The 23,776-nt window shown below is 62.5% G+C and carries 25 protein-coding genes; 6 read left to right on the top strand and 19 right to left on the bottom strand.

Going from position 1 to position 23,776, the window contains the following annotated elements:
- Positions 1 to 6 precede the first annotated feature (6 nt).
- The 5 genes from ASC80_RS20425 to ASC80_RS20405 are packed head-to-tail and all read left to right on the top strand — an operon-like array spanning position 7 to position 4,896.
- A complete protein-coding gene (locus tag ASC80_RS20425) occupies positions 7 to 438 on the top strand; it encodes a GlcG/HbpS family heme-binding protein (protein WP_056301403.1) in 432 nt (143 codons plus the stop codon).
- A gap of 45 nt (positions 439 to 483) precedes the next feature.
- Positions 484 to 1,677: a CaiB/BaiF CoA transferase family protein gene (locus ASC80_RS20420; RefSeq protein WP_056301402.1), complete on the top strand. Its 1,194-nt coding sequence runs from the start codon at positions 484 to 486 to the stop codon at positions 1,675 to 1,677.
- Between the two features lie 23 nt (positions 1,678 to 1,700).
- On the top strand, positions 1,701 to 2,492 hold the full coding sequence (locus ASC80_RS20415; RefSeq protein WP_056301400.1) for an enoyl-CoA hydratase: 792 nt from the start codon (positions 1,701 to 1,703) through the stop codon (positions 2,490 to 2,492).
- 30 nt (positions 2,493 to 2,522) lie between these two features.
- The gene (locus ASC80_RS20410) at positions 2,523 to 3,623 is read left to right on the top strand and encodes a DSD1 family PLP-dependent enzyme (RefSeq protein ID WP_056301398.1); all 1,101 of its coding nucleotides are present in this window, start codon (positions 2,523 to 2,525) and stop codon (positions 3,621 to 3,623) included.
- Between the two features lie 10 nt (positions 3,624 to 3,633).
- Entirely contained in the window at positions 3,634 to 4,896 is a 1,263-nt protein-coding gene (locus ASC80_RS20405; protein ID WP_056301396.1) for a Zn-dependent hydrolase, read from the top strand.
- Between the two features lie 63 nt (positions 4,897 to 4,959).
- Here the strand turns inward: ASC80_RS20405 and sorB are convergent, their stop codons facing one another.
- The 13 genes from sorB to ASC80_RS20340 form a co-directional block, all read right to left on the bottom strand.
- Positions 4,960 to 5,238 carry a SorB family sulfite dehydrogenase c-type cytochrome subunit gene (gene sorB, locus ASC80_RS20400; RefSeq protein WP_502690995.1) on the bottom strand — a complete coding sequence of 93 codons (279 nt, stop codon included), beginning with the start codon at positions 5,236 to 5,238 and terminating at the stop codon, positions 4,960 to 4,962.
- 60 nt (positions 5,239 to 5,298) lie between these two features.
- Positions 5,299 to 6,510 (bottom strand): SorA family sulfite dehydrogenase catalytic subunit, encoded by a 1,212-nt coding sequence (sorA, locus tag ASC80_RS20395; protein WP_056301392.1) that lies wholly within the window; start codon positions 6,508 to 6,510, stop codon positions 5,299 to 5,301.
- 237 nt (positions 6,511 to 6,747) lie between these two features.
- Complete coding sequence (locus tag ASC80_RS20390; RefSeq protein ID WP_156464475.1) at positions 6,748 to 7,260, bottom strand: hypothetical protein; 513 nt, start codon at positions 7,258 to 7,260, stop codon at positions 6,748 to 6,750.
- Between the two features lie 165 nt (positions 7,261 to 7,425).
- A complete protein-coding gene (locus ASC80_RS20385; protein WP_162244616.1) occupies positions 7,426 to 8,193 on the bottom strand; it encodes an ABC transporter ATP-binding protein in 768 nt (255 codons plus the stop codon).
- A complete protein-coding gene (locus ASC80_RS20380) occupies positions 8,190 to 9,002 on the bottom strand; it encodes an ABC transporter permease (protein ID WP_056301389.1) in 813 nt (270 codons plus the stop codon). Before ASC80_RS20380 ends, ASC80_RS20385 begins: the two co-directional genes overlap by 4 nt.
- The gene (locus ASC80_RS20375) at positions 8,999 to 9,976 is read right to left on the bottom strand and encodes an ABC transporter substrate-binding protein (RefSeq protein WP_056301388.1); all 978 of its coding nucleotides are present in this window, start codon (positions 9,974 to 9,976) and stop codon (positions 8,999 to 9,001) included. The genes ASC80_RS20380 and ASC80_RS20375 overlap by 4 nt, the downstream gene beginning before the upstream one ends.
- 18 nt (positions 9,977 to 9,994) lie before the next feature.
- Complete coding sequence (pcaD, locus tag ASC80_RS20370) at positions 9,995 to 10,819, bottom strand: 3-oxoadipate enol-lactonase (protein ID WP_056301387.1); 825 nt, start codon at positions 10,817 to 10,819, stop codon at positions 9,995 to 9,997.
- A gap of 8 nt (positions 10,820 to 10,827) precedes the next feature.
- Positions 10,828 to 11,295, bottom strand: coding sequence for an SRPBCC family protein (locus ASC80_RS20365; protein WP_056301386.1), 468 nt, complete (start codon positions 11,293 to 11,295; stop codon positions 10,828 to 10,830).
- 8 nt (positions 11,296 to 11,303) lie between these two features.
- Complete coding sequence (locus ASC80_RS20360; protein WP_162244615.1) at positions 11,304 to 12,281, bottom strand: amidohydrolase family protein; 978 nt, start codon at positions 12,279 to 12,281, stop codon at positions 11,304 to 11,306.
- Between the two features lie 17 nt (positions 12,282 to 12,298).
- The gene (locus tag ASC80_RS20355) at positions 12,299 to 14,689 is read right to left on the bottom strand and encodes a xanthine dehydrogenase family protein molybdopterin-binding subunit (RefSeq protein ID WP_056301383.1); all 2,391 of its coding nucleotides are present in this window, start codon (positions 14,687 to 14,689) and stop codon (positions 12,299 to 12,301) included.
- On the bottom strand, positions 14,686 to 15,198 hold the full coding sequence (locus ASC80_RS20350) for a (2Fe-2S)-binding protein (protein WP_056301382.1): 513 nt from the start codon (positions 15,196 to 15,198) through the stop codon (positions 14,686 to 14,688). The genes ASC80_RS20355 and ASC80_RS20350 overlap by 4 nt, the downstream gene beginning before the upstream one ends.
- On the bottom strand, positions 15,195 to 16,082 hold the full coding sequence (locus ASC80_RS20345) for an FAD binding domain-containing protein (protein ID WP_056301380.1): 888 nt from the start codon (positions 16,080 to 16,082) through the stop codon (positions 15,195 to 15,197). Before ASC80_RS20345 ends, ASC80_RS20350 begins: the two co-directional genes overlap by 4 nt.
- A gap of 4 nt (positions 16,083 to 16,086) precedes the next feature.
- Positions 16,087 to 16,413 carry an NIPSNAP family protein gene (locus ASC80_RS20340; RefSeq protein WP_056301378.1) on the bottom strand — a complete coding sequence of 109 codons (327 nt, stop codon included), beginning with the start codon at positions 16,411 to 16,413 and terminating at the stop codon, positions 16,087 to 16,089.
- Between the two features lie 283 nt (positions 16,414 to 16,696).
- On the opposite strand from ASC80_RS20340, the gene ASC80_RS20335 reads away from it, so the two are divergent.
- Positions 16,697 to 18,070 carry an aminotransferase-like domain-containing protein gene (locus ASC80_RS20335; protein ID WP_056301377.1) on the top strand — a complete coding sequence of 458 codons (1,374 nt, stop codon included), beginning with the start codon at positions 16,697 to 16,699 and terminating at the stop codon, positions 18,068 to 18,070.
- 125 nt (positions 18,071 to 18,195) lie between these two features.
- On the opposite strand, the gene ASC80_RS20330 is transcribed toward ASC80_RS20335, so the two are convergent.
- From ASC80_RS20330 to ASC80_RS20305, 6 genes are all read right to left on the bottom strand, one after another.
- Complete coding sequence (locus tag ASC80_RS20330) at positions 18,196 to 18,969, bottom strand: SDR family NAD(P)-dependent oxidoreductase (RefSeq protein WP_056301374.1); 774 nt, start codon at positions 18,967 to 18,969, stop codon at positions 18,196 to 18,198.
- Positions 18,966 to 20,273 (bottom strand): histidinol dehydrogenase, encoded by a 1,308-nt coding sequence (hisD, locus tag ASC80_RS20325; RefSeq protein WP_056301372.1) that lies wholly within the window; start codon positions 20,271 to 20,273, stop codon positions 18,966 to 18,968. Before hisD ends, ASC80_RS20330 begins: the two co-directional genes overlap by 4 nt.
- Positions 20,274 to 20,287: 14 nt before the next feature.
- On the bottom strand, positions 20,288 to 21,238 hold the full coding sequence (locus tag ASC80_RS20320) for a cyclase family protein (RefSeq protein WP_056301371.1): 951 nt from the start codon (positions 21,236 to 21,238) through the stop codon (positions 20,288 to 20,290).
- A 75-nt stretch (positions 21,239 to 21,313) separates the two neighbouring features.
- Positions 21,314 to 22,018: an ABC transporter ATP-binding protein gene (locus ASC80_RS20315; RefSeq protein WP_056301369.1), complete on the bottom strand. Its 705-nt coding sequence runs from the start codon at positions 22,016 to 22,018 to the stop codon at positions 21,314 to 21,316.
- Between the two features lie 3 nt (positions 22,019 to 22,021).
- Positions 22,022 to 22,786 (bottom strand): ABC transporter ATP-binding protein, encoded by a 765-nt coding sequence (locus ASC80_RS20310; protein WP_056301367.1) that lies wholly within the window; start codon positions 22,784 to 22,786, stop codon positions 22,022 to 22,024.
- Positions 22,783 to 23,769: a branched-chain amino acid ABC transporter permease gene (locus tag ASC80_RS20305; protein WP_056301788.1), complete on the bottom strand. Its 987-nt coding sequence runs from the start codon at positions 23,767 to 23,769 to the stop codon at positions 22,783 to 22,785. The genes ASC80_RS20310 and ASC80_RS20305 overlap by 4 nt, the downstream gene beginning before the upstream one ends.
- Positions 23,770 to 23,776 lie beyond the last annotated feature (7 nt).

Here is a 23,776-nt window from a genome sequence, read left to right as displayed (position 1 = left end):
CGATCCATGACCGCGCTGACGCTCGACACCGCTCGCAAAATTCTCGACGCCGCTCTCGCCAAGAGCGCTGAACTCAAGCTCAAGCCGCTGGTAGTGACGGTTCTCGACACGCGCGGCTGCGTCAAGGTCACCGCTGCTCAGGACGGCACCAGCCTGCTGCGTGCCGAAGTCGCTCATGGCAAGGCCTACGGCGCGCTGGCGATGGGCATGGGTTCTCGCGCCCTCTTCAAGCGTGCTGCCGAACAGGCGTTCTTCATCGACGCCGTCAACACATTGGCGAAGGGTGCGCTGGTGCCGGTGCCCGGCGGCGTGCTGATCCGCACGGCTGGCGGCGAACTCGTCGGCGCCGTTGGCATCAGCGGCGATACTTCGGACAATGACGAAATCTGCGCCATTGCCGGCGTCGAGGCCGCTGGACTGAAGGCGGACGCAGGCTAGTCTCGTTATCCCGCTCACGTCGACTTTCAAGCCGGAGTTTCGCGAATGCCGTCTCCCAAAGCCTCCGAGGCGCTGTCCCGCTTCACGGTGCTGGATCTGACGCGGATTCGCTCCGGCCCGACGGCGGTTCGCCAGCTCGCGGACTGGGGCGCGAACGTCATCAAGATCGATGCGCCGTCCGATGTCGCGGACGGCGAACAGCCCGGCGGTCCGCGCCACGGCGCGGACTTCCAGAATCTTCATCGCAACAAGCGCGCGATGTCGCTCAATCTAAAAGACCCGGAGGGCTACAAGGTCTTTTCCCGGATGGTCGAAAAGGCCGACGTGGTGGTGGAGAATTTCCGCCCTGACGTGAAGGCGCGCCTCGGCATTGACTACGAAACATTGCGCAAGATCAACCCCCGCCTCGTCTACGGCAGCATCTCCGGCTTCGGGCAGGATGGCCCGTATCATAAACGCCCGGGCTTCGATCAGATCGCGCAAGGCATGGGTGGCTTGATGTCGATCACCGGCGCGCCGGGTCAGGGGCCGATGCGTGTCGGCATTCCGGTGGCGGATCTGACCGCCGGCCTGTTCTGCGCGATGGGCATTCTCACCGCGCTGCTCGAGCGCGACCAGTCGGGCGAAGGCCAGTGGGTACAGACCTCGCTGCTGCAAGCGCAGATTTTCATGCTCGACTTTCAAGCCGCGCGCTGGCTGATGCACGGCGAAGTGCCCGAGCAGGCCGGCAACAATCATCCGACCAGCATTCCGACCGGCGTCTTCAAGACCTCCGATGGCTACATCAACATCGCCACCACCGGCCAGATCATCTGGGAGCGGCTCGCACACGCGATCGGCGCACCGGAATTGCTGGAGAACGAGGCCTACGGCTCGATCAAGGCGCGCTCGGCCAATCGCGATGCGCTCAATGCCGCAATCGAGGTCTGCACGGTGAAACGCACCAGCACCGAATGGGTCGAAGCGCTGAATGCCGCCGGCGTCCCCTGCGGACCGATCTACTCGATCGACCGGATGTTCGACGATGCGCAGGTCCAGCATCTCGGCATCGCGCAGGACGTGCCCGACACCGGCGACCGACACGTCCGCCTTGTCGGCCAACCCTTTACCCTGTCGCGCACGCCAAGCCGCATGGCTGCCCGGCCGCCGGAAACGGGCGAACACACTGCCGACGTGCTACAGGAATTCGGCTTTAGCGCCGCCGACATCGCCGAGCTAAAAACCAAGAACGTGATCTGATCTTCGCGAGCCAGGAACCCGACATGACGCAGACCAGCAAGATGCTATCCCGCAAGGAAAACGGCGTGGGGTATGTGATCTTCAACAATCCCGAACGCCACAATGCGGTCTCGCTGGAAATGTGGGAAAGCTGCGCAACCATCCTCAACGGTTTCGCCAAAGATCCCGAAGTCCGCGTCGCAGTCATTACCGGCGCGGGCGAGAAGGCCTTCGTCTCCGGTGCGGATATTTCGAAGTTCGGCGAGGAGCGCTCATCGGAAGCCGCGGTGACGCGCTATAACGACGCGGTCGAACGCGGCTATGCGGCGGTTCACGATTTTCCCAAGCCGACCATTGCCATGATTCGCGGCTATTGCATCGGCGGCGGCATGGGACTCGCAAGCTGCTGCGATCTGCGCATCTGCGCGGAGAATGCACGCTTTGCCGTGCCCGCAGCCAAGCTTGGTCTCGGTTACGGCTATCCCGGCGTCAAGCGGCTGATGGACGTGGTCGGCCCTTCCTTCACCAAGGAGATTTTCTACACGGCCCGGCAGTTCGACGCCGAGGAAGCGCGGACCATGGGACTGGTCAATCGCATCGTGCCCAATGACAAACTCGAATCCTATGTGAAGGATTATGCGGCAACGATCTCGGCCAACGCGCCGCTGACCGTCGACTCGATCAAATTCATCGTCGGCGAGCTGCTCAAGGATGAGAGCAAGCGCGATCTGGAAGCCTGCGACGAGATCGTGGCGCGCTGCTTCACCAGCAGTGACTATCAGGAAGGCCGCAAGGCATTCATGGAAAAGCGCAAGCCGGTATTCACAGGGCGCTGAACCGCCGTTCGCAGCGAAGGATCGTCACCGATGTCAAACTGCCCCGCCGAGATCGGCATGACGCTGGATCAGATCCAGACGCCGGCGCTGATTGTCGATCTGGCGGCGATGGAGGAAAATATTGCGATACTGGCGAAGCGTGTCGCGGAGAACAAGGCCGGCGTTCGCCTGATGCCGCATGCCAAGACCCACAAGTGCGTCGAGATTGCGCAACTGCAGATCGCTGCCGGTGCAAAGGGTGTGTGCTGCCAGAATGTCGCCGAGGCAGAGGCGATGGTGGCCGGGGGCATCAAGCGCGTGCTGTTGTCAAACGAGATCGTCGGCGCGGACAAGTCCGAGCGCCTCGCGCGCCTCGCGCGTTCCGCCAGCATCGCGGTTTGCGTCGATCACGAGAGTCAGGTCGACATGCTGTCCGCCGCAGCTACAAGTCAGTCATCGACCCTCGACGTTCTGGTCGAAATCGATGTCGGCGCTGGCCGCTGCGGCGTGCCACCGGGCGAGCGCGCGGTCGCGCTCGCCAAATATGTTGCATCGAAATCCGGCCTGCGGTTCGCGGGTCTGCAAGCCTATCACGGTCCCGCGCAGCATTTCCGCAAACCGGAAGAACGCACCGCCGCCATTACAAAAGCTGCGCAACTCACGCGCGACACCGTCGCCCTGTTCAAGGCCGCCGGACTCGCCTGCGAGGTCATCGCGGGTGCCGGCACCGGCAGCTTCGAGAATGAACTGGCGAGCGGCGTTTATAATGAATTGCAGTGCGGCTCTTACGTTTTCATGGATGTGGACTATGGCCGCAACCAGACCGACAAGCCGTTCGCCAACGCGCTATTCATCCTCACCACGGTCATCAGCGCCGCCGCACCCGGCCGCGCGGTGTGTGACGCGGGACTGAAAGCATCGAGCGTCGACAGCGGATTGCCGGCGGTCCATGGCCGGCCCGCCGTGGTTTATGCAAAAATCTCAGACGAGCATGGCACGCTGGAGATATCGGGCGAAGGCCGCGTCACTGTCGGCGATAGACTAAAACTCATTCCGGGCCATTGCGACCCCACCGTGAATTTGCATGATTGGCTGATTGCCTGCCGCGACGGCAAGGTGGAAGCCGTGTGGAAGGTCGCGCGCGGCTGGTGAAAGGAATGCCATGACGGACGCCAGGACAAATCTCCAGATCGATTCCTCCCGGCTGTGGGGCGCGATTCACGAAACCGCGAAGTTCGGGGCCACGCCCAAGGGCGGCGTTCGCCGCCTCACCCTCGGCCCCGAGGACAAGCAGGTGCGCGACTGGTTTCGCGCAGCGTGCGAAGCGGCCGGAATGGAGGTCGGCGTCGACGCACTCGGCACCATGTACGCGCTGCGGCGCGGTCGCGACATGTCGAAGCCGCCGATCGGTCTCGGCTCCCATCTCGACACTCAGCCGACCGGCGGAAAATTCGATGGTGTGCTCGGCACCCTCGCCGCGCTCGAAGTCATCCGCACGCTAAACGATGCCGGCATCGAAACCGATGCGCCGATCTGCATCGTCAACTGGACCAATGAGGAAGGCTCACGTTTTGCGCCGGCGATGATGGCCTCGGCCGCCTATGCCGGCGACTACACCACCGACGACATTCTGTCCCGCCGCGATGCCGAGGGCGTCACGGTCGGGGAAGCGCTCGACACTATCGGTTATCGCGGCGCTGAGCCAGTCGGCCAGCGCAAATTCGGCGGCTTCGTCGAGTTGCATATCGAGCAAGGGCCGATCCTCGAAGCCGAAGAGAAGACCATCGGCGTGGTCGAGCGCGGCCAGGGCATCATCTGGTACGACGGACGCATCGCGGGCTTCGCCAGCCACGCCGGCACGACGCCGATGCCGCTGCGCCGCGATGCATTGGCGACGTTCTCCGAAGTCGTGCTCGCCGTCGAACGGCTCGCCAGGGAGCACGGACCGCATGCGGTCGGCACCGTCGGCGAGGTCATCATCGATAATCCGTCGCGCAACGTCATCGCCGGCGACCTCGCCTTCACAATGGAATTCCGCAGTCCGGAGTCTAAAACGCTGGAAGCGCTCAACGCTGGTTTTCGTGAAGCGATTATCGAGATTTCCAAGCGCCGCAAGGTCTCGATCGACGTCGATCAGGTCTGGCGCAAGGAGCCGACGGTTTTCAACGACAGGTTTGTGGGCGCGGTCGAGAACGCCACCAAGATGCTCGGCTATGCGCACCACCGCATCACTTCGGGCGCGGGCCACGACGCCTGCAATCTTGCCACCGTCATGCCGGCGGCGATGATCTTCGTGCCGTGCAAGGACGGCGTCAGCCACAACGAACTTGAAGACGCGACGCAGGCCGACTGCGCAGCCGGTGCCAATGTGCTGCTGCACACGGTGCTGTCACTCGCCGGCGTTGGTGGCGGCGAGGTGCAATAGACCGACGCGTCCAGCCCGCTGTCGTCGATTTCCAGATCGGGCAAAGCCGTGCTCGGCAAGGGCTCAATAGGTCTGGGTGAGATAGTCGACGATCTTCGGAATATCGCCCTCCTCGATCGGCGCACCATAAACCTTGATCATTTTCGTGACCTCGGCTTGCCAGAAATCCTTCTTGAACTTGGGACCCTTTGGCTGCGTCTGCACGTAATCCGCGGAGTGACACGCCGTGCAATTGTTCTGCACGGTTTCGAGATTCGGACCCGGCTTGAAGGCGGCGTTCTCATCTGGAAGCGTATAGGACACCGGCTTGGCGCGGACGCCATCCATGACGACCAACAGCATCGCCGCAACCGCAACCGTGCCGGCGAGCGAGACAAGCGCGACTCGTTTCATGTCAGCCCCCTATGCTGCAGTGACGTGAACTGTTTCGGCGACGTTGCGCATATAGCCCGCAGGATTCCACGAGGCCTCCAGCGGCTGCACTTCGCCACTGTTGCTGGTGGCGCGAACCCTGAGTTCGTGCGGCCCTGCCGACAACTTGACCGGAAGGCGCCACTCGCGGAATGAATACTTTCCGATATCCTTGCCGAGTTTCGCGCTGGCCCAGGTCTTGCCGCCATCGCTCGACACGGACACCTCCTTGATGCCCTTGCCGCCATCGAAGGCGATCCCCTTCAGCAGGGTTTCCCGCCCGGCCTTCAGCTTCGCGTTGTTGGCGACATTGGTGATGAAGGATCGCACCTTGAAGCGGTTGATTGGCACGGTCGCCTTGGGGGCAGTGCCGGGCTCGACACAGGCGCAGTCGTTGTCGGGAATGCGATAGGCAGACTTCATCCAGAAGCCGTCAAACACATTGTCGATCACCGTGATTTCGTTCAGGTGCTTCACCCAGTACGTTCCATAGAAACCGGGCACGACAAGGCGCAGCGGAAACCCATTGAGGATCGGGAGGTTCTGGCCGTTCATCGCATAGGCCAGCATCACCTCACCGTCACGGGCATGATCGATATCGAGCGCCTTGACGAAGTCGGGCGTTTTGTCGCTGACCGGGCCGTCGAGGCCGTTGAATGTCACCTGACGCGCGCCCTGCTGGACACCGGCACGATCAAGGACTGCCTTGAGCGACACGCCCTTCCAGCGCGCGTTGCCCATGGCACCGTTACCGGACTGCCCGCCGGCCACGCGCGGGTTGGAAAAGCCGCGGCTGTTTCCCGAACACTGATTGACCGCGACGATTTCAGTCGCTGGCATTTTCTTGATATCGGCAAGCGACAGTTTCAGAGGCTTGTCGACCTTGCCCTTGATCTCGACGGAGTACTTGTCCGGATCGATATCGAGCGGAATATCCGCAAGATGATAACGCACAAAAAAAGCGTCATTCGGTGTGATGACGCTTTCGTTGAAAACCGAGAATGGCGTTTCAAGCTGCGGCGGGCGGCTGGTTTGCCCGATCATCAAGCGCTTTTGCGGATATTTGACGAGCGGCCTTTCGCCATTTTCGAACGGCAACGTCACGGTATCGGCAAGTGCGGACAGGGTATCGAATACCGATGTTGCTCCCAAAGTAGCCAGCGTCGCTGCTGAATTCCTGATCAGACTCCGTCTGTCGATCATGGCCGTCTCCCTTTTCAGACACATAATGTCCTGACAGCGATTTCGCGCCGTCCGGGCTTATCGCCAGCCAAGGTCATAAAGCTGTGCTGAACGGCGATCATTCCAGGTTGCAGGATGACGGCGAAAACAACGACCCGCAACAACTATTCAATCGCCACCCCTTTCAAGAATGCGGGAGTGGGCGAGCGCGAGAATTATCGCAAATGAGAAGCGATGAAATTCCGCGGCGAACAATGGTCAATCGGGGAGCTCGGACGCGAGGCCGACCATGCGCGCGAGCGATTTCACCTTGTTCCGCTGATCGGGGCGCAGCTTGGCGAAAAACGGGGTGCCGACATCCGCCAACCGTTTGACCGCATCACTGTTGGCGGCGAGCACCTTCTCCGCCGGCTGCTTCCTGCGATCATGCAGCAATTCCAGGAGATCCTTGAGTGCCCGCTCGACCGGAGGCCAGAGTTCCAGCTGCGTCTTGGTGAGCCTCAGCCGTTGCTTGATGCTGGCGATCTGTTTGTCGTCGAGCAGGATGGTCGATGGTTTCGCCGGCCCCGCGGGCTTTTGCGACCAGATCTCGGAGGGCGGCGCAGCCATATACTGAAGAGCGGTCTCGAAGCTGAGATTAACCGGCGACGCCGTCAGCTCATAGTCAGGTTGGACTCGCCGGACCGTGAGCCTGTCCCGCTTCGCAACCGTATTCGATTTCAGCTCTTCAAACTGCACGTGCCGGTCAGGCACCGCCTGCGCCGGCTCCATCCACGCATGGCCAGCCAGAAACGCGGCGGCAACAGCAGCCGTTACAACAAACACGAGAACCATCACGACATATGCCGTCCGGATTCTCAACGCCACGCTCCATGTTGCCAGCCTGGAGGCGTAACCATTCAATTGTGGCAGGCTGATGCCCCCGCCATCGGCCGGTCAGGCCGACAGGACCTCGCCGATGCGGTCACGAATGGTTTGCCGTTCCTCGGCGTTCGCCTCGCTGGTGAAGCGAACGTCATAGGCTATCATGGCAGGCCGTTTCAGCACAACGATACGGTCCCCGATCTCGAGCGCCTCGCTGATCGAATGGGTAATGAAAACAGCGGTTTTACCATTTTCCTTAACCAGCTTCTTGAATTCAGCCCGCAAGCGCGCCGCCGTCATTTCGTCGAGCGCCGAGAACGGTTCATCGCACAGCAGGATGTTGGCATTGGTGGCGAAGGCCCGCGCGATCGAAACGCGCTGGCGCATGCCGCCGGACAGCGCATGGGGGAAGTCGTTTTCATGGCCGCTGAGGCCGAGCTTCGTCAGCCACATCTGCGCGGTGGCGCGGCGTTCGCCGGCCGGCGTATCGAGCATCTCCAGGCCAAGCTCGACATTCTGGATCGCGGTTCGCCACGGCAGAAGACGATCGTTCTGGAACACGATCGCGATCTTGCCGCGGAAGGAATCGAAATCCGCGAACGGATTGCGCCCGCTGACGCGGACTTCGCCGGTGCTCGGTTCGGTGAGCCCGGAGATCATGTTGAAAATCGTCGACTTGCCGCAGCCGGTCTTGCCGAGCAGTGCCAGCATCTCGCCCTCGGTTACATCGAGATCGAGATTGTCGACCGCGCGATACGATGCCGACGTGCCCGGCTTTCCAAAGACCTTGGAAACGCCGGACATCCGGATCGCGGTATCGATCGTGGGTGTCCCGCTCATATCGCCCGCTCCGACACTGCGCGATAGCGGAAGGCGACCTTCTCGATCAGCGTAAGCACCGACTGGGCGATCAGCACGAAGAATACCAGTTGAAGCGTCCATGCGAGTGCTCCCGCCATATCGAACAATTGTTGTTGTTGCAGAAGCTCGTAACCTACACCGCCGGTGGCGCCGACGAGTTCGGCGACGACGACCACGCGTGAGGCGTTGCCGAGGTTGACCTTCCATGCCGTGAGAATGTCGGGAAGGATCGCCGGCAGGATCATGACGCGAAACAGCTTCATTCGCGTCGGGCGGAAGCTGAACACCATTTCCATCAGGTCCTTCGACATCGCCCGCAATGCACCGAGCACCTGGAATGCGAACGCCGGAAGCGTCGTCATCACCATGATGAAGAAAATCCGGAACTCGACGCCGTGGAACCAGATGATGGCGAACACCACCCACGACAGCGCCGGGATACCCTGGAACAGAGACAGGATCGGCGACAGAAATCTCTCCACGCTTTGCGAGCGCGACATCATCAGCGCAAGCAAGCTGCCGAAGATGAAAGCTCCGGCAAGACCCGCGAGAATCCGGAACACCGTCGCCAGAACGTCGGCGAACAGTTTGCCGTCGGACAGAATGTCCAGACATCGCCAGAACACATCAATCAGCGACGGGAACAGGAAGCGCGGGAAAAACAGCCCCGCGAACTGCCACAGCGCGACGACGACCACGAACGGAAAAACCGCCCATGACAGACGCCTCGCCGCCGACAGCAGTCGTGCTGTCGGCGCGTCTTGAGGATTGAGGATTTGTTCGCTCACTGTCCCGGCCTTTTATAGATGGTCGCATCGGCGGGGTCGGCACCGAGGAAAGCGATCGACTTGCCTGCGGCGTAAACCGACTTGATTTCCTTGGCGACATCGGACGCCCATTTGACGTTCATGCCAAGACGGTCATTGGCCCGGATCAGGCTTGCAATCGCCTTCTGGTCGTCGGCCGTTCCCTTGGTCGCGATCAGCTTCGATGCTTCGTCTGGATGCGCGGCAACCCATTCGGCGGCCTGCTTGTAGGTGGTGAAGAGTTTCGCCACCAGTTCAGGATTCTTCTGCGCCCAGTCGGTATGAGCAGCGACGCCAAGATAAGGAATGTTGGTGCTGCCGGTGGACTTCTTCCAGCTCTCGGCGATCTTCAGATCGAGCGTTTTGATGTCGGGCTTCTTCGAACGCAGCGTCGTATAGGCCGGTTCCCAGAGCTGAACCCCGGTCGCACGATCTGCCAGCGCATAGCCGACGAGGCCCGGCGTCGCGGTGTTCACTACCGAGAGCTTCTTGGTATCGACACCGAGCTGCTGGGCGAACCAGTCGAACATCACATAGTTCGTGGTGCCCTTGGCAGCGGCAAGATCCTTGCCTTCCAGATCCTTGAGCGACTTGATGTCGGCCCGCGACGTCACCACCGCGCCCCAGAAGTCGAACAGGTTGAACAGGTAAGTGACCTTCACGCCGCGCGTATCGGCAAGACCGACCGTCAGCAGTGCCGCGCTGCCACCGAGCTTGAACTCGCCGGAGTTGAACTGCGCGGTGTAGGCGTCCGGCGTCCGCTCCTCGAACTTGATGTTCAGGCCGTTCTTCTCATCGAGCTTCTGCACCTTGATGATCGGCGGCAGGAACGCGCCCAGTGACGGCGCGCCGAACACAACGATGGAAAGCTCGGCCGGTGTCTGCGCGCTGGCAGGTGCAGTGAAAGCGAGCGCCGAAACGCAGGCAAGGCTTGCGAGAATTGTCTTCATGGTCATGTCGTCCCTCCTTGTGTTTTAGGTTTTGTTTGATTTTGCAATCGACGATAGAAACTCACGCACGGATGCGGCGAACGCATCCGGCGCCTCGACGGTGGAAATATGTGCCGCTTCCAGCGTCACGAGGTGCGCGCCCGGGATCGCCGCGACGATTTCCTCGGCGCGCGATGGCGGCGTCGATGGATCGTGACGGCCCGCAATCACCCGTACCGGGCAGGCGATTCCGGACAAGGCCGGCAACAGGTTGGTTTCCGCCAGCACATCGCAGCAGCCGGCGTATCCCGACGGCGACGTTCCTTCGATCATGGCCGCGAGTTCAGCAACGCGTGCGGGATGCTTCGCGCGATAATCCGCCGTCACCCAGCGCTCGAGAGAACCTTGCACCAGAGACGCGACGCCGTTCGCCCGCACGGTCGCAGCACGATCGCGCCACATCGTCTCCGGTGGAAAGTTTGCCGCCGTATTCGCCGGAATCACCCCACTGATGCGATTGGACGCATGAAGGCCGAGCCACATCGAGGTGAGACCGCCCAGTGAAACGCCGCACACGACGGCGCGTTCGATTTTCAAAGCATCGAGAATGGCGATGACGTCTCGGCCGAGGCGCTCGATTGAATAAGACTGATCCGGCGCATCGGACTGGCCGTGCCCCCGCGTATCGTAACGGATCAGGCGCGCGTCGGCGGCCAGGCGCTCGGCCACCTCGTCCCACATGCCCGTATCCGACGCCAGCGAATTGCTGAAAACGATCGCAGGCTTGTCGACCGCGCCGGAAACGCGGACAGCGAGCTGGACGCCGGGCTCGACTTCGATATACTGCATATCACGAACGGCGATATTCATCGTGGGTCCTACTCTGCCGCGCCTTGCGATGGCACCTCGAATTCCTTCCGCAGTGCCGTGAAAAACTTGCCGACCAGATGCTTCGACACGCTGCCGAGAATGCGCTGGCCAACACCGGCAACCAGACCGCCGATCTCGCCGACGCCCTGATAGGTCAGCTTCGCAGCATTGGGTCCTTCCGGTGTCAGTTCGAAACGCGCGCTGCCATTGCCGTGACCGAGCGTCCCTGCGCCTGACACCTTGATGCTGCAGGCCTTCGGCGGCTCCTTGTCGGACAGTGCGATCTCGCCCTCGAACGACCCGCCGACCGCGGCGACGCGCAGCTGCATATCGACCTTGTAGGTGTCAGGTGAAATCTCGGTCATGCTCTTGCAACCGGGCACGCAGCGCGTCAGCACGACGGGATCGTTGAGTGCGACCCACAGCGTTTCCACCGGAGCCTGGATGATTTCAGAGCCGCCAATATCGAGCTTCATCCCCTACCTCACAGTCCGAACAGCCGCGCCGCGAGCCCGCCGTTGATGGCGGAGCGCTCTGTATCCGAGAACGATGTTTCAGCCACAATCTTGAGCGGTGCAAGATCACCGATCGGGAACGGCATGTCCGATCCCATCATGATCCGCTCGGCACCGACCACATCGGCGAGGAAGCGCAAGGTGCGCGGGTCCTGAACGATGGTGTCGTAATAGAGTGCGGCCAGCGCCGCATCGGGATCGCCGAGCTTTTCCTTGTCCAGCGAGTAGTTGCGACGCAGACGGCCGACCACGTAAGGCAGCGCCGCGCCGCCGATGCCGGCCACGATCTTGGCATTGGCGTAGCGAGTCACCGCGCCCGAATAGATCAGGCGCGACATCGCGATCAGCGTATCGGTGATACGGCCAACGGCATTCGCCATGCCGTAATCATGAACGCGGTCGTCTCCGCTCTCGAACACCGGATGAATGAAAATTACCGAACCGAGTTCGTTCGCGGCTTCCCAGAACGGCACGAGATCGGCATCGTCGAGCACACCGCTCTTGCCTTTCGGCTGGGTGCCGATCATCGCGCCCTTGAAGCCAGCCTTGTGCGCCTCGCGCAGCACCTCGGCGGCGAGCTTGCCGTTCTGCAGCGGCACCGTCGCCAGCGGAACGAAGCGTGGCTGATCCTGTGCCGCCTGCGCGAGGTGCGTGTTGATCAGGCGTGACCAGCGTGCGCCTTCATCGGCTGGCACCTCATAGGCGAACATGTCGAGCCAGCCGGCCACTACCTGGCGGTCGACCTTCTGCGTATCCATCCACTGCAAACGTCCTGGCAGATCGCTGAGCAGCTTCGACACCGGGCGCGTCGGCTTGCCGCCCGCGAATGAGAAGCCGAGGCTGGCGCCGTCCTCGATCAGGCGGATCGACGGGAAACTCGCCGCCTGCGAACGGATCGCTTCAAGCAGGCTCGGCGGCACAAGATGGGCGTGGCAATCGATAATCACGGAGTTGTCCTTGTCAGTTATTTTTGTTTGGCGGAGGCGACAGCGTCGCTGATCGCGGAAATGCGGATCGGCAGCTTCGAAACCGAAATCCCGAGACCGCGCACCGCGTCGTTGACGGCGTTCGAAACAGCCGCCGGGGCACCCATGTAGCCGCTTTCGCCGGCGCCCTTTTGACCGAGCACCGTGTAAGGCGACGGCGTGCAATGATGCACGATTTCGATCGTCGGTATCTCGTGCGACGACGGCAGCAGGTAGTCCATCAGGCTCTGGGTCAGCATCTGGCCCTCGCCGTCGTAAACATACTCTTCCAGCAATGCCGCGCCGATGCCGTGCGCGATCCCGCCGAGGGTCATGCCCCGCACGATGTGCGGATTGATCACCGTTCCGCAGTCATGACCGACGACGTAACGCCGGATCTCCGGCTTGCCGAGATCAGGATCGATCGCGATCAGCACCATGTGGAATTCGAACGAATGACATGGATACATCTGCACGCGGCCATTTTCCGGCAGCTTGGTGCCCGTCGGAACCTGGATCACATGAGTTGTTTCGAGACCCGGCTCCATTCCGGCCGGCAGCAGATGAAAGCTGCGATGGGCAATACCGACGAGATCGTCCCAATTGAGACGCCCCTCACCCTTCGTCGCCGACACGCCGCCGTTCGCATACTCAACGCTGTCTTCATCGCAGCCGAACTGGTGCGCCGCGATCTTGACGAGCTTGGCCTTGAGCTTTTGGGCCGCGTGGAATGCCGCGCCACCCAGCATGATCGCCATGCGGCTGCCGACCGGCGTATTCGACGGCAGCGACGCCAGCGAATCCGGGCGCACCACGCGAATGGTGTCGGGATTGATCTGGAGAACTTCGCCGACCACCGTCGCGACCAGGGTCTCATGCCCCTGTCCGGCCGATGTCGTATGGATCGCAACCGTGACGAATCCCACCCCGTCCACATTGATGCGGCAGGAATCCATCCAGGTGGTGGTCTTGTTCTTTTCGTTCAGAAGCGGCTCGAACGCAGAATTGCCGCCACTCGGCTCAAGGCACGTGGCAATGCCGATACCCGCCAGCATCCCCGACGCGCGCAGACGATCGCGCTCCTGCTTGAGGGCTTCATAGTCGGCATGAGCGACGACTTTCTCGACAACGGCCTGATAGTTGCCGCTGTCGTAACGGGTGCCGCTCGGGATCAGATACGGAAACTCATCGTGCTGGATTAGATTGCGCCGCCTGAGTTCGAGCGGATCGAGGCCGACCGCAACCGCGACCTTGTCCATCATCGTCTCGATGGCATAGTTGGTCGGCGACTGGCCGAAACCACGCACCGCTTCCTGCACCGCCTTGTTCGACGTGACGGATTGCGCGCGATACTGCACGCTGTTGATCTTGTAGGGACCGACGATGGCGCCGATCGGCTTGCCGAGCTGGAACGGCGCGCGGCCGGCATACCCGCCGGCGTTGTCCAGCGCCTTCATCTTCATCGAACGAACGATACCGTCGTCGTTGAAAGCAACCTCGATATCGAAAATGCGCTCGGGGCCGTGGGCGTCGCCGCTGCGCATGTTCTCGAGGCGATCCTCGATCAGCCGCACCGGGCGGCCGAGACGTCGCGACAGATGAGACACCAGCACCGTGTGCTTGATGCCGCGCTTGACGCCGTAGCTGCCGCCGACATCGACGTCCTGATGGACGCGGACGTTGTTGGCGGGAATCCGCAACGCGCGGGCAATCTGGTCGGGATACTTCGGCATCTGGATCGAGGCCCAGACGTCGAGCATGTCGCGCCATGAATCCCACGACGCCACGACGCCGAAGGTTTCGACCGGTACCGTGGAGTTGCGGCCCCAGGTGACGCGGAGCGACAGATGGCGCGGGCTGTCAGCGAAATCCTTTTCGACTTCGCCCCAGACGAACGTCTTGTCGAGCAGAATGTTCGAACCGTGCGCCGGATGGACCGGCGGGCTGTCCGGCTTCAGCGCTTCTTCAGCGCTGATGACGTAAGGCAGCGGCTCATAAGCGACGCGCAGTTTCTCGGTGGCGTCCTCGGCCTGCGCGCGCGTATCCGCGACCACAGCCGCGACCCACTCGCCGGCATAGCGGGTCTGCCCGACAGCGAGCGGATAGCGCTTGGCGTTGGGCGTATCGAGACCGTTCATCAGCGGTTCCACCGCCGTCGCCAACTCTTCGCCGGTGAGAACATAATGCACGCCGGGCATCGCCAGCGCGGCGGCGCAGTCGATCGACAGGATGCGTGCCGACGGATATTGCGACGGAAGAACCGCGACATGCAGCGTGCCTTCCGGCACGATGTCGGCCACGTAGTTGCCGCGGCCAGCCACGAAGCGGCGATCCTCACGGACGCGGCGGCTGGTCGAAACAAATCGAAAAGCGGACGAATCGGCGCTCATTTCGCGGTCCCTTCCACAGCGGCAGCCGGTCGCGGCGCATTGGACTTCCGCAACCGATCGGCCGCGAATTCGATCGCTTCGACGATCTGTCCATAGCCGGTGCAACGGCAGATGTTGCCGGAGATGGCCTCGAGAATGTCCTCGTGGCTTGGGCTCTGCGTCCGCTCAAGCAGCGCGTGGGCGCTGAGGATCATGCCGGGCGTACAGAACCCGCATTGCAAGCCGTGAGTCTCGCAGAATGCATCCTGCACCACGCTCATTTCGCCAGGCGCCGGTGCGACGCCTTCGATGGTCGTGATTTCGTAGCCGTCGGCCTGCGCAGCGAACATCAGGCACGAACGCACTGGCTCACCGTTGAGCAACACCGTGCAGGCGCCGCAAACACCATGCTCGCAGCCGGCATGGGTTCCGGTCAGCAGAAAATCCTCGCGCAGGGTATCGACCAGCGTCTTGCGCGGCTCGACATCTCCGGTGCGGCGAACGCCATTGATCGTCAGTTCGATTTTCATCGGGCAGCTCCCTGCGGCTTGCGGCCGGCGGCCCGGTCACGCGCATCCTCGAGTGCGCGCTTGCCGAGCGTCAGCGCCACGCGGCGGCGATAGGCAGCGCTCGCGTGCAGATCGTCCAGCGTTTCAAGATCGGCGGTCGCGGCAGCAACCGCGTCGGACAGCAATTTGGAATCGAGATCGGTGCCGACAAGCTGCGCCATATCGAGCTTCAGCGGCCGTTCGCCTGCACCGCCGATGCCAAGCGCGACTTCAATGCAGCGGCCATCATCGTCGAGCGCAACCTGCGCCGCGGCCGACACGAATGCGAAATCCGAGCGCCGCGCGCTGATTTCGTGAAAGCCGATCCCCATGCGCTTGTGCGTCCACACCGGAAAACGGACAGCGCTGATACATTCGCCCTGCCCGATGGCCGTCAACATCGGACCGATGAAGAAATCGTCGGCCGGCATCGATGTCGGCCCATCCGGACTCGTAATCTCGATATCGGCGCCAAGCGTTACGGCGACCAGTGGAATTTCCGCGGACGGATCCGCGTTTGCGATCGAACCGCCGACAGTGCCGCGATTGCGCGTCGGCGGATGGCCGACCCACGGCAGCACGGCGGCAAGCAACGGAAGCGACTTCTGCACGAGCGGATCGCGTTCGGCGAGAGCCTGCCGCGTCGTCGCGCCAACCACGATGGCGCCGTTGTCTTCGCAAATGCCCGACAGTTCGAGAATGCGCAGGATATCGACGAGCTTGGCGGGGCGTGCAAGCCGCATCGCCAGCATCGGAACGAGCGTCTGGCCGCCCGCGATCACCCGCGCGTCTTCATCGCCGGCGAGCAACTGGCACACTTCGGCGAGAGAGCGGGGCCTGACATATTCGAAGGGCGCGGGTTTCATCGCATCAACCGAGCAGAAGGCCGGCGATGACGGGCGAGAGCACCGAGATGGTCTGCGCTTTCATCAGCGGACCATCGACCTCGCTGGCTTTCTTCACAGCGACCCAATCGGCATCGGCGGCAAAGGAAGCCCATGCCGCCTTGCGCGCGTCTTCGCTGGCGAAGCGGGTCATGTAAGTGAACTTGCCATCTTCTTCCGGTGCCTTGAATGCGCCGACGAGTTCGATGCCATGGCGGGGGAAAAACTTCTTCGCGACTTCACCGACGAAGCGGCGGCGCATCGCGTCGGCACGGCCTTCGACGGCTTCATAAACACGGATTTCGTAGACCAAAACGCTCTCCCGGATTCGGCGATCATTCTGTTTTGCCGATGAGGGCGAGTAAGAAGTTTTGGGTCTGCATTGTCAAATAAAAACTGACGCAATTGGCCTAAAAACCGACTCCTTGAACTGATACAATCATACAATTGTACTTCTCGCAGCTGAGAAACTAGTGCAATCGAGCGTTCTGCGAGCGAACACGTGCCGACAACCGACCGTATTGTACCTTTCAGCGAATTGTCCTATAGGACAATTCGTCCGTAATGTTGCTAAATTGACCGAATGGTGACCGCACATGAATGAGTGGCTTCCGACACTATCCGCGAATGGCGGCCCGCGCTATCTCGCCTTTGTCGAGCAACTCGAGTCGGACATCGCGAACGGTCACGTCAAACCCGGGATGCGATTGCTGCCTCAGCGCGAGATGGCGCAGCGTCTCGGTGTCAGCGTCGGGACAATCTCGAAGGCTTACACGGAAGCCGAACGGCGCGGCCTGATTTCCGGCGAGGTCGGCCGCGGCACCTTCGTGCAAAAAGGCAAGGCGTCACCGCGGCCGCGTTACGGCGCGAACGAAACCACGATCAACCTCGCGTTGAACGTGCCGCCCTACACCGGCGAGGACGAAGCGATCGCGTCGGTGCTTGCGGACATCGCCGCGCAAGGCGAGATGGCGAACCTTCTCGGCTACCTGCCCCATCAGGGCATGCGCAGCCATCGCGAAGCAATGGTGATGTGGCTGTCGTCGCTCGGCGTCACCGCCGACCCGGATCAATTGTTCATCACCCATGGCGGGCAGCATGCGATTTCGGTCGCGCTCAGCCTCACCATCGCGCCGGGCGATGTGATCCTCACCGAACGTTTCACCTATTCGGGCATGATCGCCCTCTCCGCCCAGCACAAGTATCGTCTGCACGGCGTCGAGACCGACGAGCACGGCCTCGTCCCCGAAGCACTCGACCGCGCGTTTACTGAAACGGGCGCGCGCGTGCTGTTCTGCATGCCGACGCTGCAGACGCCGATGGGATCGGTGATGCCGGAAGAGCGCCGCGATGTCATCGCGGACATCGTGCGCAAGCACAATGCCTTCCTGGTCGAGGACGATGCCTACGCGTTTCTGTTCACCGCGCCGCCGCGGCCGGTGTCGCTGCGAATTCCCGAACGCAGCTTCTATCTCGTCAGCTTCGCGAAATGTCTCGCGCCGGGTTTGCGCATCGCGGCAATGATCGCGCCGGATTCATTCCGCGACCGCTGCAACAACGCGATCCGCGCCACCGGCTGGATGGCGACGCCGGTGATGGCGGAGGTCGTCAGCCGCCTGATCCACAATGGCGACCTGCTGCGGCAGGCCAAGCGCAAGCGTGAGAAAGCCGCGATCCGCAACGAGATCACCAGCCGGGTGCTCGGCGAATGGCTGCCGCCGCTGACCACGCCGCCGGGCTTTCATCGCTGGATGCCGCTGCCCGCCGGCCGCACCGTGCTGGCGCTGGTAACACAGGCCGCGCACGCAGGAATTACTTTGGCGCCGCCCGGCGCATTGCAACAGGTCGATCGCGGCACGCTCGGCGTGCGGCTGTGCCTCGGCCATCCGCCGACGGAAGCCGAACTGGAAAAAGCGATGACCGACATTCGCCGGATCCTCGATATGACCGAGACGATTTCGTTCGTCTGAGGCACTGACCCTCAGCACGTCATGGCCGGATTTATTCCGCCCATCCACGTCTTAGGGAGGTTGCAGCAGAAAAAGGCGTGGATGGCCGGGACAAGCCCGGCCATGACGAAAAAAGATTCTGACTATCAGTCGGCGGTCCAGCCACCGTCGATGACCAGCGACGACCCGGTCATCAGCGCCGACGCATCGCTGGCGAGAAACACGATCCCGCCCATCAGGTCTTCCACCGTGCCGATGCGGCCGAGCTTGATCTTGGCGACCACGCTCGCCTTGAATTCGGCATTCTCGAAAAACGGCCGCGTCATCGGCGTTTCGATAAACGTCGGGCACAGCGTGTTGACGCGGATGCCATGGCCCGCGAGATCGAGCGCCATCGCCTTGGAGAAACCCTCCATCGCCCATTTCGAGGCGCAATAGAGCGAACGGTTGGGGCCGCCGACATGGCCCATCTGCGACGACATGTTGATGATCGAGCCCGGCAACCCCGCCGCGATCAGGCGGCGCGCCACCGCCTGCGCGGCAAAGTACGCCGCGCGGACGTTGAGATTCATCACCGCGTCGAAATCCTCCACCGAAACATCGGTGACGGATTTCGGCCGGTTGGTGCCGGCATTGTTCAGGAAAACGTCGTAAGCCTCTCGCGCAGCAATCGCGGCACCGAACGCTTCGACATCGGTCACGTCGATCGCCAGCGTATCCGCTGCCTGCCCGCGCGCGCGGATCGCAGCGGCCGCCTCCTCGATCTCGTTCACGGTGCGCGCGCATAACGTGACATGCGCGCCCGCTTCCGCCAGCGCCGCTGCGGCGGCAAGGCCAATGCCCCGCCCCGCGCCGGTGACCAGCGCGCGGCGGCCATCGAGCCGCAGCGACGGTGTTGTCGGAAGCGGCTCGCCGCTCATTCGGCGGCGCTCGCGTAAGGCACGTTGCGGCCGCCGTAGCGGCGGACGCGGACGTTGGCCTGTTCGGCATGACCCGAGAACCCTTCGAGCATGCACAGCCGCGAGCAGTACTCGCCGATCATCGCGGATGCTTCGTCGGTCAGCACGCGCTGATAGGTCACGGTCTTGAGGAACTTGCCGACCCACAACCCGCCGGTGTAGCGCGCCGCTTTCTTGGTCGGCAGCGTGTGGTTGGTACCGATCACCTTGTCGCCGTAAGCGACGTTGGTGCGCGGACCGAGGAACAACGCGCCATAGTTGGTCATGTTCTTCAGGAAATAATCCGGATCGCGGGTCATCACCTGCACATGCTCGGAAGCGATGAAGTCGGCTTCCTTGACCATCTCCTCCTCGGAGTCGCACACGATCACTTCGCCGTAATCTTCCCAGGCCTTGGCGGCAATCGCGCCCGTCGGCAGAATCTTGAGAAGACGCTCGATCTCGGCCATGGTTTCGCGGGCGAGCTTTTCCGAATTGGTCAGCAGGATCGCCGGGGAGTTCGGCCCGTGCTCGGCCTGACCCAGGAGGTCAGTCGCGCACATCTCGCCATCGACACTGTCGTCCGCGATCACCAGCGTCTCGGTCGGCCCGGCGAACAGGTCGATGCCGACGCGGCCGAACAGTTGCCGCTTGGCTTCGGCGACGAACGCATTGCCGGGGCCGACCAGCATGTCGACTGGCGCCATCGTTTCGGTTCCGAGCGCCATCGCGCCGACCGCCTGAATCCCGCCGAGACAATAGATTTCGTCGGCGCCCGCCAGATGCTGCGCGGCGACGATCGCCGGCGCCGGCTTGCCCTGGAACGGCGGCGCGCAGGTGACGATGCGCTGCACGCCCGCCACCTTCGCGGTGATCACCGACATATGCGCGGAGGCAAGCATCGGATACTTGCCGCCCGGCACATAGCTGCCGACCGAATTGACCGGCAGGTTCTTGTGGCCGAGCACCACGCCCGGCAGCGTCTCGACCTCGATGTCCTTCATCGACTCGCGCTGCTTCTGGGCGAAGTTGCGCACCTGCGCCTGCGCGAACTTGATGTCGTCGAGATTGCGCTGCGACAGTTGCGCGAGACATGCCTTGATCTCGGCGTCGGTGAGCCGATAGTCCTTGCGGTCCCAGTTGTCGAACTTCAGCGACAGTTCGCGCACGGCGGCGTCGCCGCGCTTTTCGATATCGGCGAGGATGCTCTCGACCGACGCGCGGACCTTGGAATCGTCCTCGGCGCGCTGGGCGGCATCGCGGCCACGCTTGAGATGTCTAGCCATGATCGAACTCCGCTTTACTTGATCGCCTGAGGATTGATCGGCGATCCGGCCGCGCCGGGCAGATGCAGCGGCGGCGCGGTGAAGAAGAATTCATACACCTTGTCCTGCGCGCAGTCTTCCGCAAGCTCCTTGAGGTAGAAAATCTCGCCCATCGAAATGCCGATCGCCGGGATCACCACCCAATGCCACGGCTGGTTGGCCTCGTTGGTTTCGTTCGGCCGAACTTCGCAGCCCCAGGTGTCGGTGCAGATCGCGGCAATGTCCTTCTCGCGGATCCAGTAGCAGGTCTCGAACGCCACGCCCGGCGCGTCGCCGCCACCGTAACCGGCCCAGTCCTTCTTCTTCAGGCAGCGTTCCTGATGGCCGGTGCGGATGATGACGAAATCGCCCTTGCGGATTTCGACGCCCTGCTGCTTGGCGCAGGCATCGAGATCGGCGTTGGTGATTGCATAGCCGTCATCGAGCGACTCGACGCCCTTGAAGCGCGCGATGTCGAGCAGCACGCCGCGGCCCGCCATCTTGGCGCGGACATGCTCGATGCCGAGCTTCTTCGCGCCGCGCGCGTCGACCAGCGTCGCGTCATAGCCGTTATACATCTTGTCGCCATAGAAGATGTGGCAGAGCGCGTCCCACTGGGTCGACGCCTGACACGGCATGTTGATGGCGTCGTCGGCGTAACGCAGGTACGGCGACGGCGTATCCTGATTGCCGGCAGCGGCGTCGGTGCCGGTGGCGAGCATGGTGTGGATCGGATTCCACCGGCCGCCGAACAGGCCGGACTGGATCGGCTCCTTGAGCGACAGGCCGAGCGAGAACACCTTGCCCTTCTTGATCAGCTTGCCGGCATTGACGACGTCTTCGGGCGACACGTTGTTCAGCGTGCCGATCTGGTCGTCCTTGCCCCAGCGGCCCCAGTTGGAGAGCTTCTTGGAGGCTTCGTCGATCGCGGCTCTGTTGACTTTCATGGTCGGTATCCTTGTTTATTTATCGACTGATAATTTCATCGGCACATCGGTGCGAAGCCCCCAGCCCGCATCAGATCAAACCGAGCAATAACGTTCCTTGATCTCGTCATCGGCGAGAAGCGCCTTGGCGGTCGCGTGGTGAACCACTGAACCCTGATCGAGCACATAGGCGCGATCGGCAATATCGAGCGCGAGTTCGACGTTCTGCTCGACCAGCAGGATCGTGGTGCCCTGCTGCTTCATGGTGCGGAACAGTTCGAACATTTCGTCGACCAGCACCGGCATGATGCCCTCGGACGGCTCGTCCAGCATGATGAGATCGGGCTTGGCGATCATCGCGCGGGCGATCGCCAGCATCTGCTGCTCGCCGCCGGACATGGTGACGGCTTCCTGGTCGAGGCGTTCGGCGAGACGCGGGAAGATCTTGGCGATCTCCTCGATCAGTGCGACTTCCTGCGTCTTCAGCGGCGACGCGACGAGGCCGAGGCGCAGATTCTCGCGCACCGACAGGCCCTGCACGATGCGGCGCTCTTCCGGCACGTAGGCCAGCCCGCGCGCGAACCGGCGATGCGCCGGCTGGCCGAGCATGTCCTCGCCCTTGAAATTGACATGGCCGCGCGTCTTGTCGAGCAGGCCGATGATCGATTTCAGGGTCGTGGTCTTGCCGGCGCCGTTGCGGCCGATCAGGCAGACGATCTCGCCCTTGTTGACCTCGAGCGCCACGTCCTGAAGCACATGGCTCGCGCCGTACCAGGCATTGAGATTGGAAACGCTCAACATCCGTCAGTGCTCCCGCTGGCCGAGATAGACGCGCTTGACCTGCTGGTCCTGCCGCACCTCGGTGGGCGTGCCGTCCGCCAGCAACTCGCCGTGATGCAGAACCAGCACGCGGTCGCTGATGCCCATCACCAGTTTCATCTTGTGTTCGACCAGAATGACCGTGCGCTCCTTGGCGAGCTTGACGATCAGATCCATCATCACCCGGGTTTCTTCCGGGCTCATGCCGGCGGTCGGCTCGTCAAGCAGCAGCAGGCGCGGATTGCTCGCCAGCGCCATGCCGATTTCGAGCGCGCGCTGTTCGCCGTGCGCCAGCGTCTTGGCGACGCGGTCGCGGCAATGCCACAGACCGACCTGCGACAGCAGCGCGTCGGCCTTCTCGGCGAGACCGGGCAACCTGGCGCGCGGCCGCCAGATGTCGTAACGCGACACCAGCGCCTGCAATGCGACGCGGACGTTCTCGCGCGTCGTCAATTGCGGGAACACGTTGGTGATCTGGAACGACTTGGCGATGCCCATATGGGCGAATTCGTGCTGGGCGACATTGGTGACGTCGCGTCCCTCGAATTCCACCTTGCCCTCCGACGGCGGAAACGCGCCCGACAGCAGGTTGAAATAGGTGCTCTTGCCGGCGCCGTTCGGCCCGATGATCGAGGTGATGGCGCCGCGCGGGAACGCCGCCGAAATGTTGCTCAGCGCCCGGAACTTGCCGAACATCTTGCTGACGCCGTGGGTGCGCAGGATCACCTGCGAGTTATCGAGCGTGCTCATGGCTTGATCCTCTTCAGGATCGTGCCCCAGATTCCGGCGGGGAAGAACAACACGCAGACCACGAACACCGCTCCGACGATCAACTGCCAATGGATGGTCCACAGCGACACCAGGTTTTCCAGCAGGAGGAAAACGGCGGCGCCGACGAATGGACCGAAGAAGGTTCCCATGCCGCCGAGCAGCGACATCATCACCGCCATGCCCGACGTTTCGTAATACAGCATCTCGATCGGCACGATCGACAGTTGCAGCGCCGCCAGCGCGCCGGCGAGGCCGCAGAACGCGCCCGACAGGATGAAGGTGATGAGGCGCGTCAGCGTGACGTTATAGCCCGACGCGCGCGCCCTCGCCTCGTTCTCGCGCACCGCCTCGATCACCGCGCCGAACGGCGACGCCAGAATTCGCGACAGCGCGAACAGCGCCAAAATCACGAAGGCGGCGATGACGTAATAGCGCGTCAGCGGATTGAGGAAGTCGAACTCCATGCCGAAGATATTGATGTTGTGCACGTTGATGCCGCGCAGGCCGTTCTCTCCGCCGGTCCAGTCCACCGCCTGATAGAACAGGTAGTAGACGCATTGCGCCAGCGCCATCGTCACCATCGCGAAGTAGATGCCGCGGGTCCGGATCGCGAGCGCGCCGATCGCCGCCGCCATCACCGCGCCGCTCACGGTGCCGACCGCGATCGCCGCGTACCACGGCAGATGGAAATGCACGATGGCGATGCCGCACAGATAGGCGCCGGTGCCGAACAGCGCGGCATGGCCGAACGACAGCAGGCCGAGGAAGCCGAACAGCAGGTTGAAGCCGAGCGCATAGAGCCCGTAGATCAGGATGCTGGCGGCCAGCGCCTTGAACGGCATGATCAGCGGGAACACCAGCACGAACAGGCTCGCCAGCAGCGCGCGGTGGCGCTTGGCGAATTCGAACCAGCCCTTCGACGGCACCGAGGTATCGGCCATGGTTTGCGACAGGTCGTTCATGGTCATC

It is taken from the genome of Afipia sp. Root123D2, from assembly GCF_001425835.1.
In the GTDB taxonomy this organism is placed as follows: domain Bacteria; phylum Pseudomonadota; class Alphaproteobacteria; order Rhizobiales; family Xanthobacteraceae; genus Afipia.
This window is presented reverse-complemented; position numbering and strand designations above follow the sequence as displayed.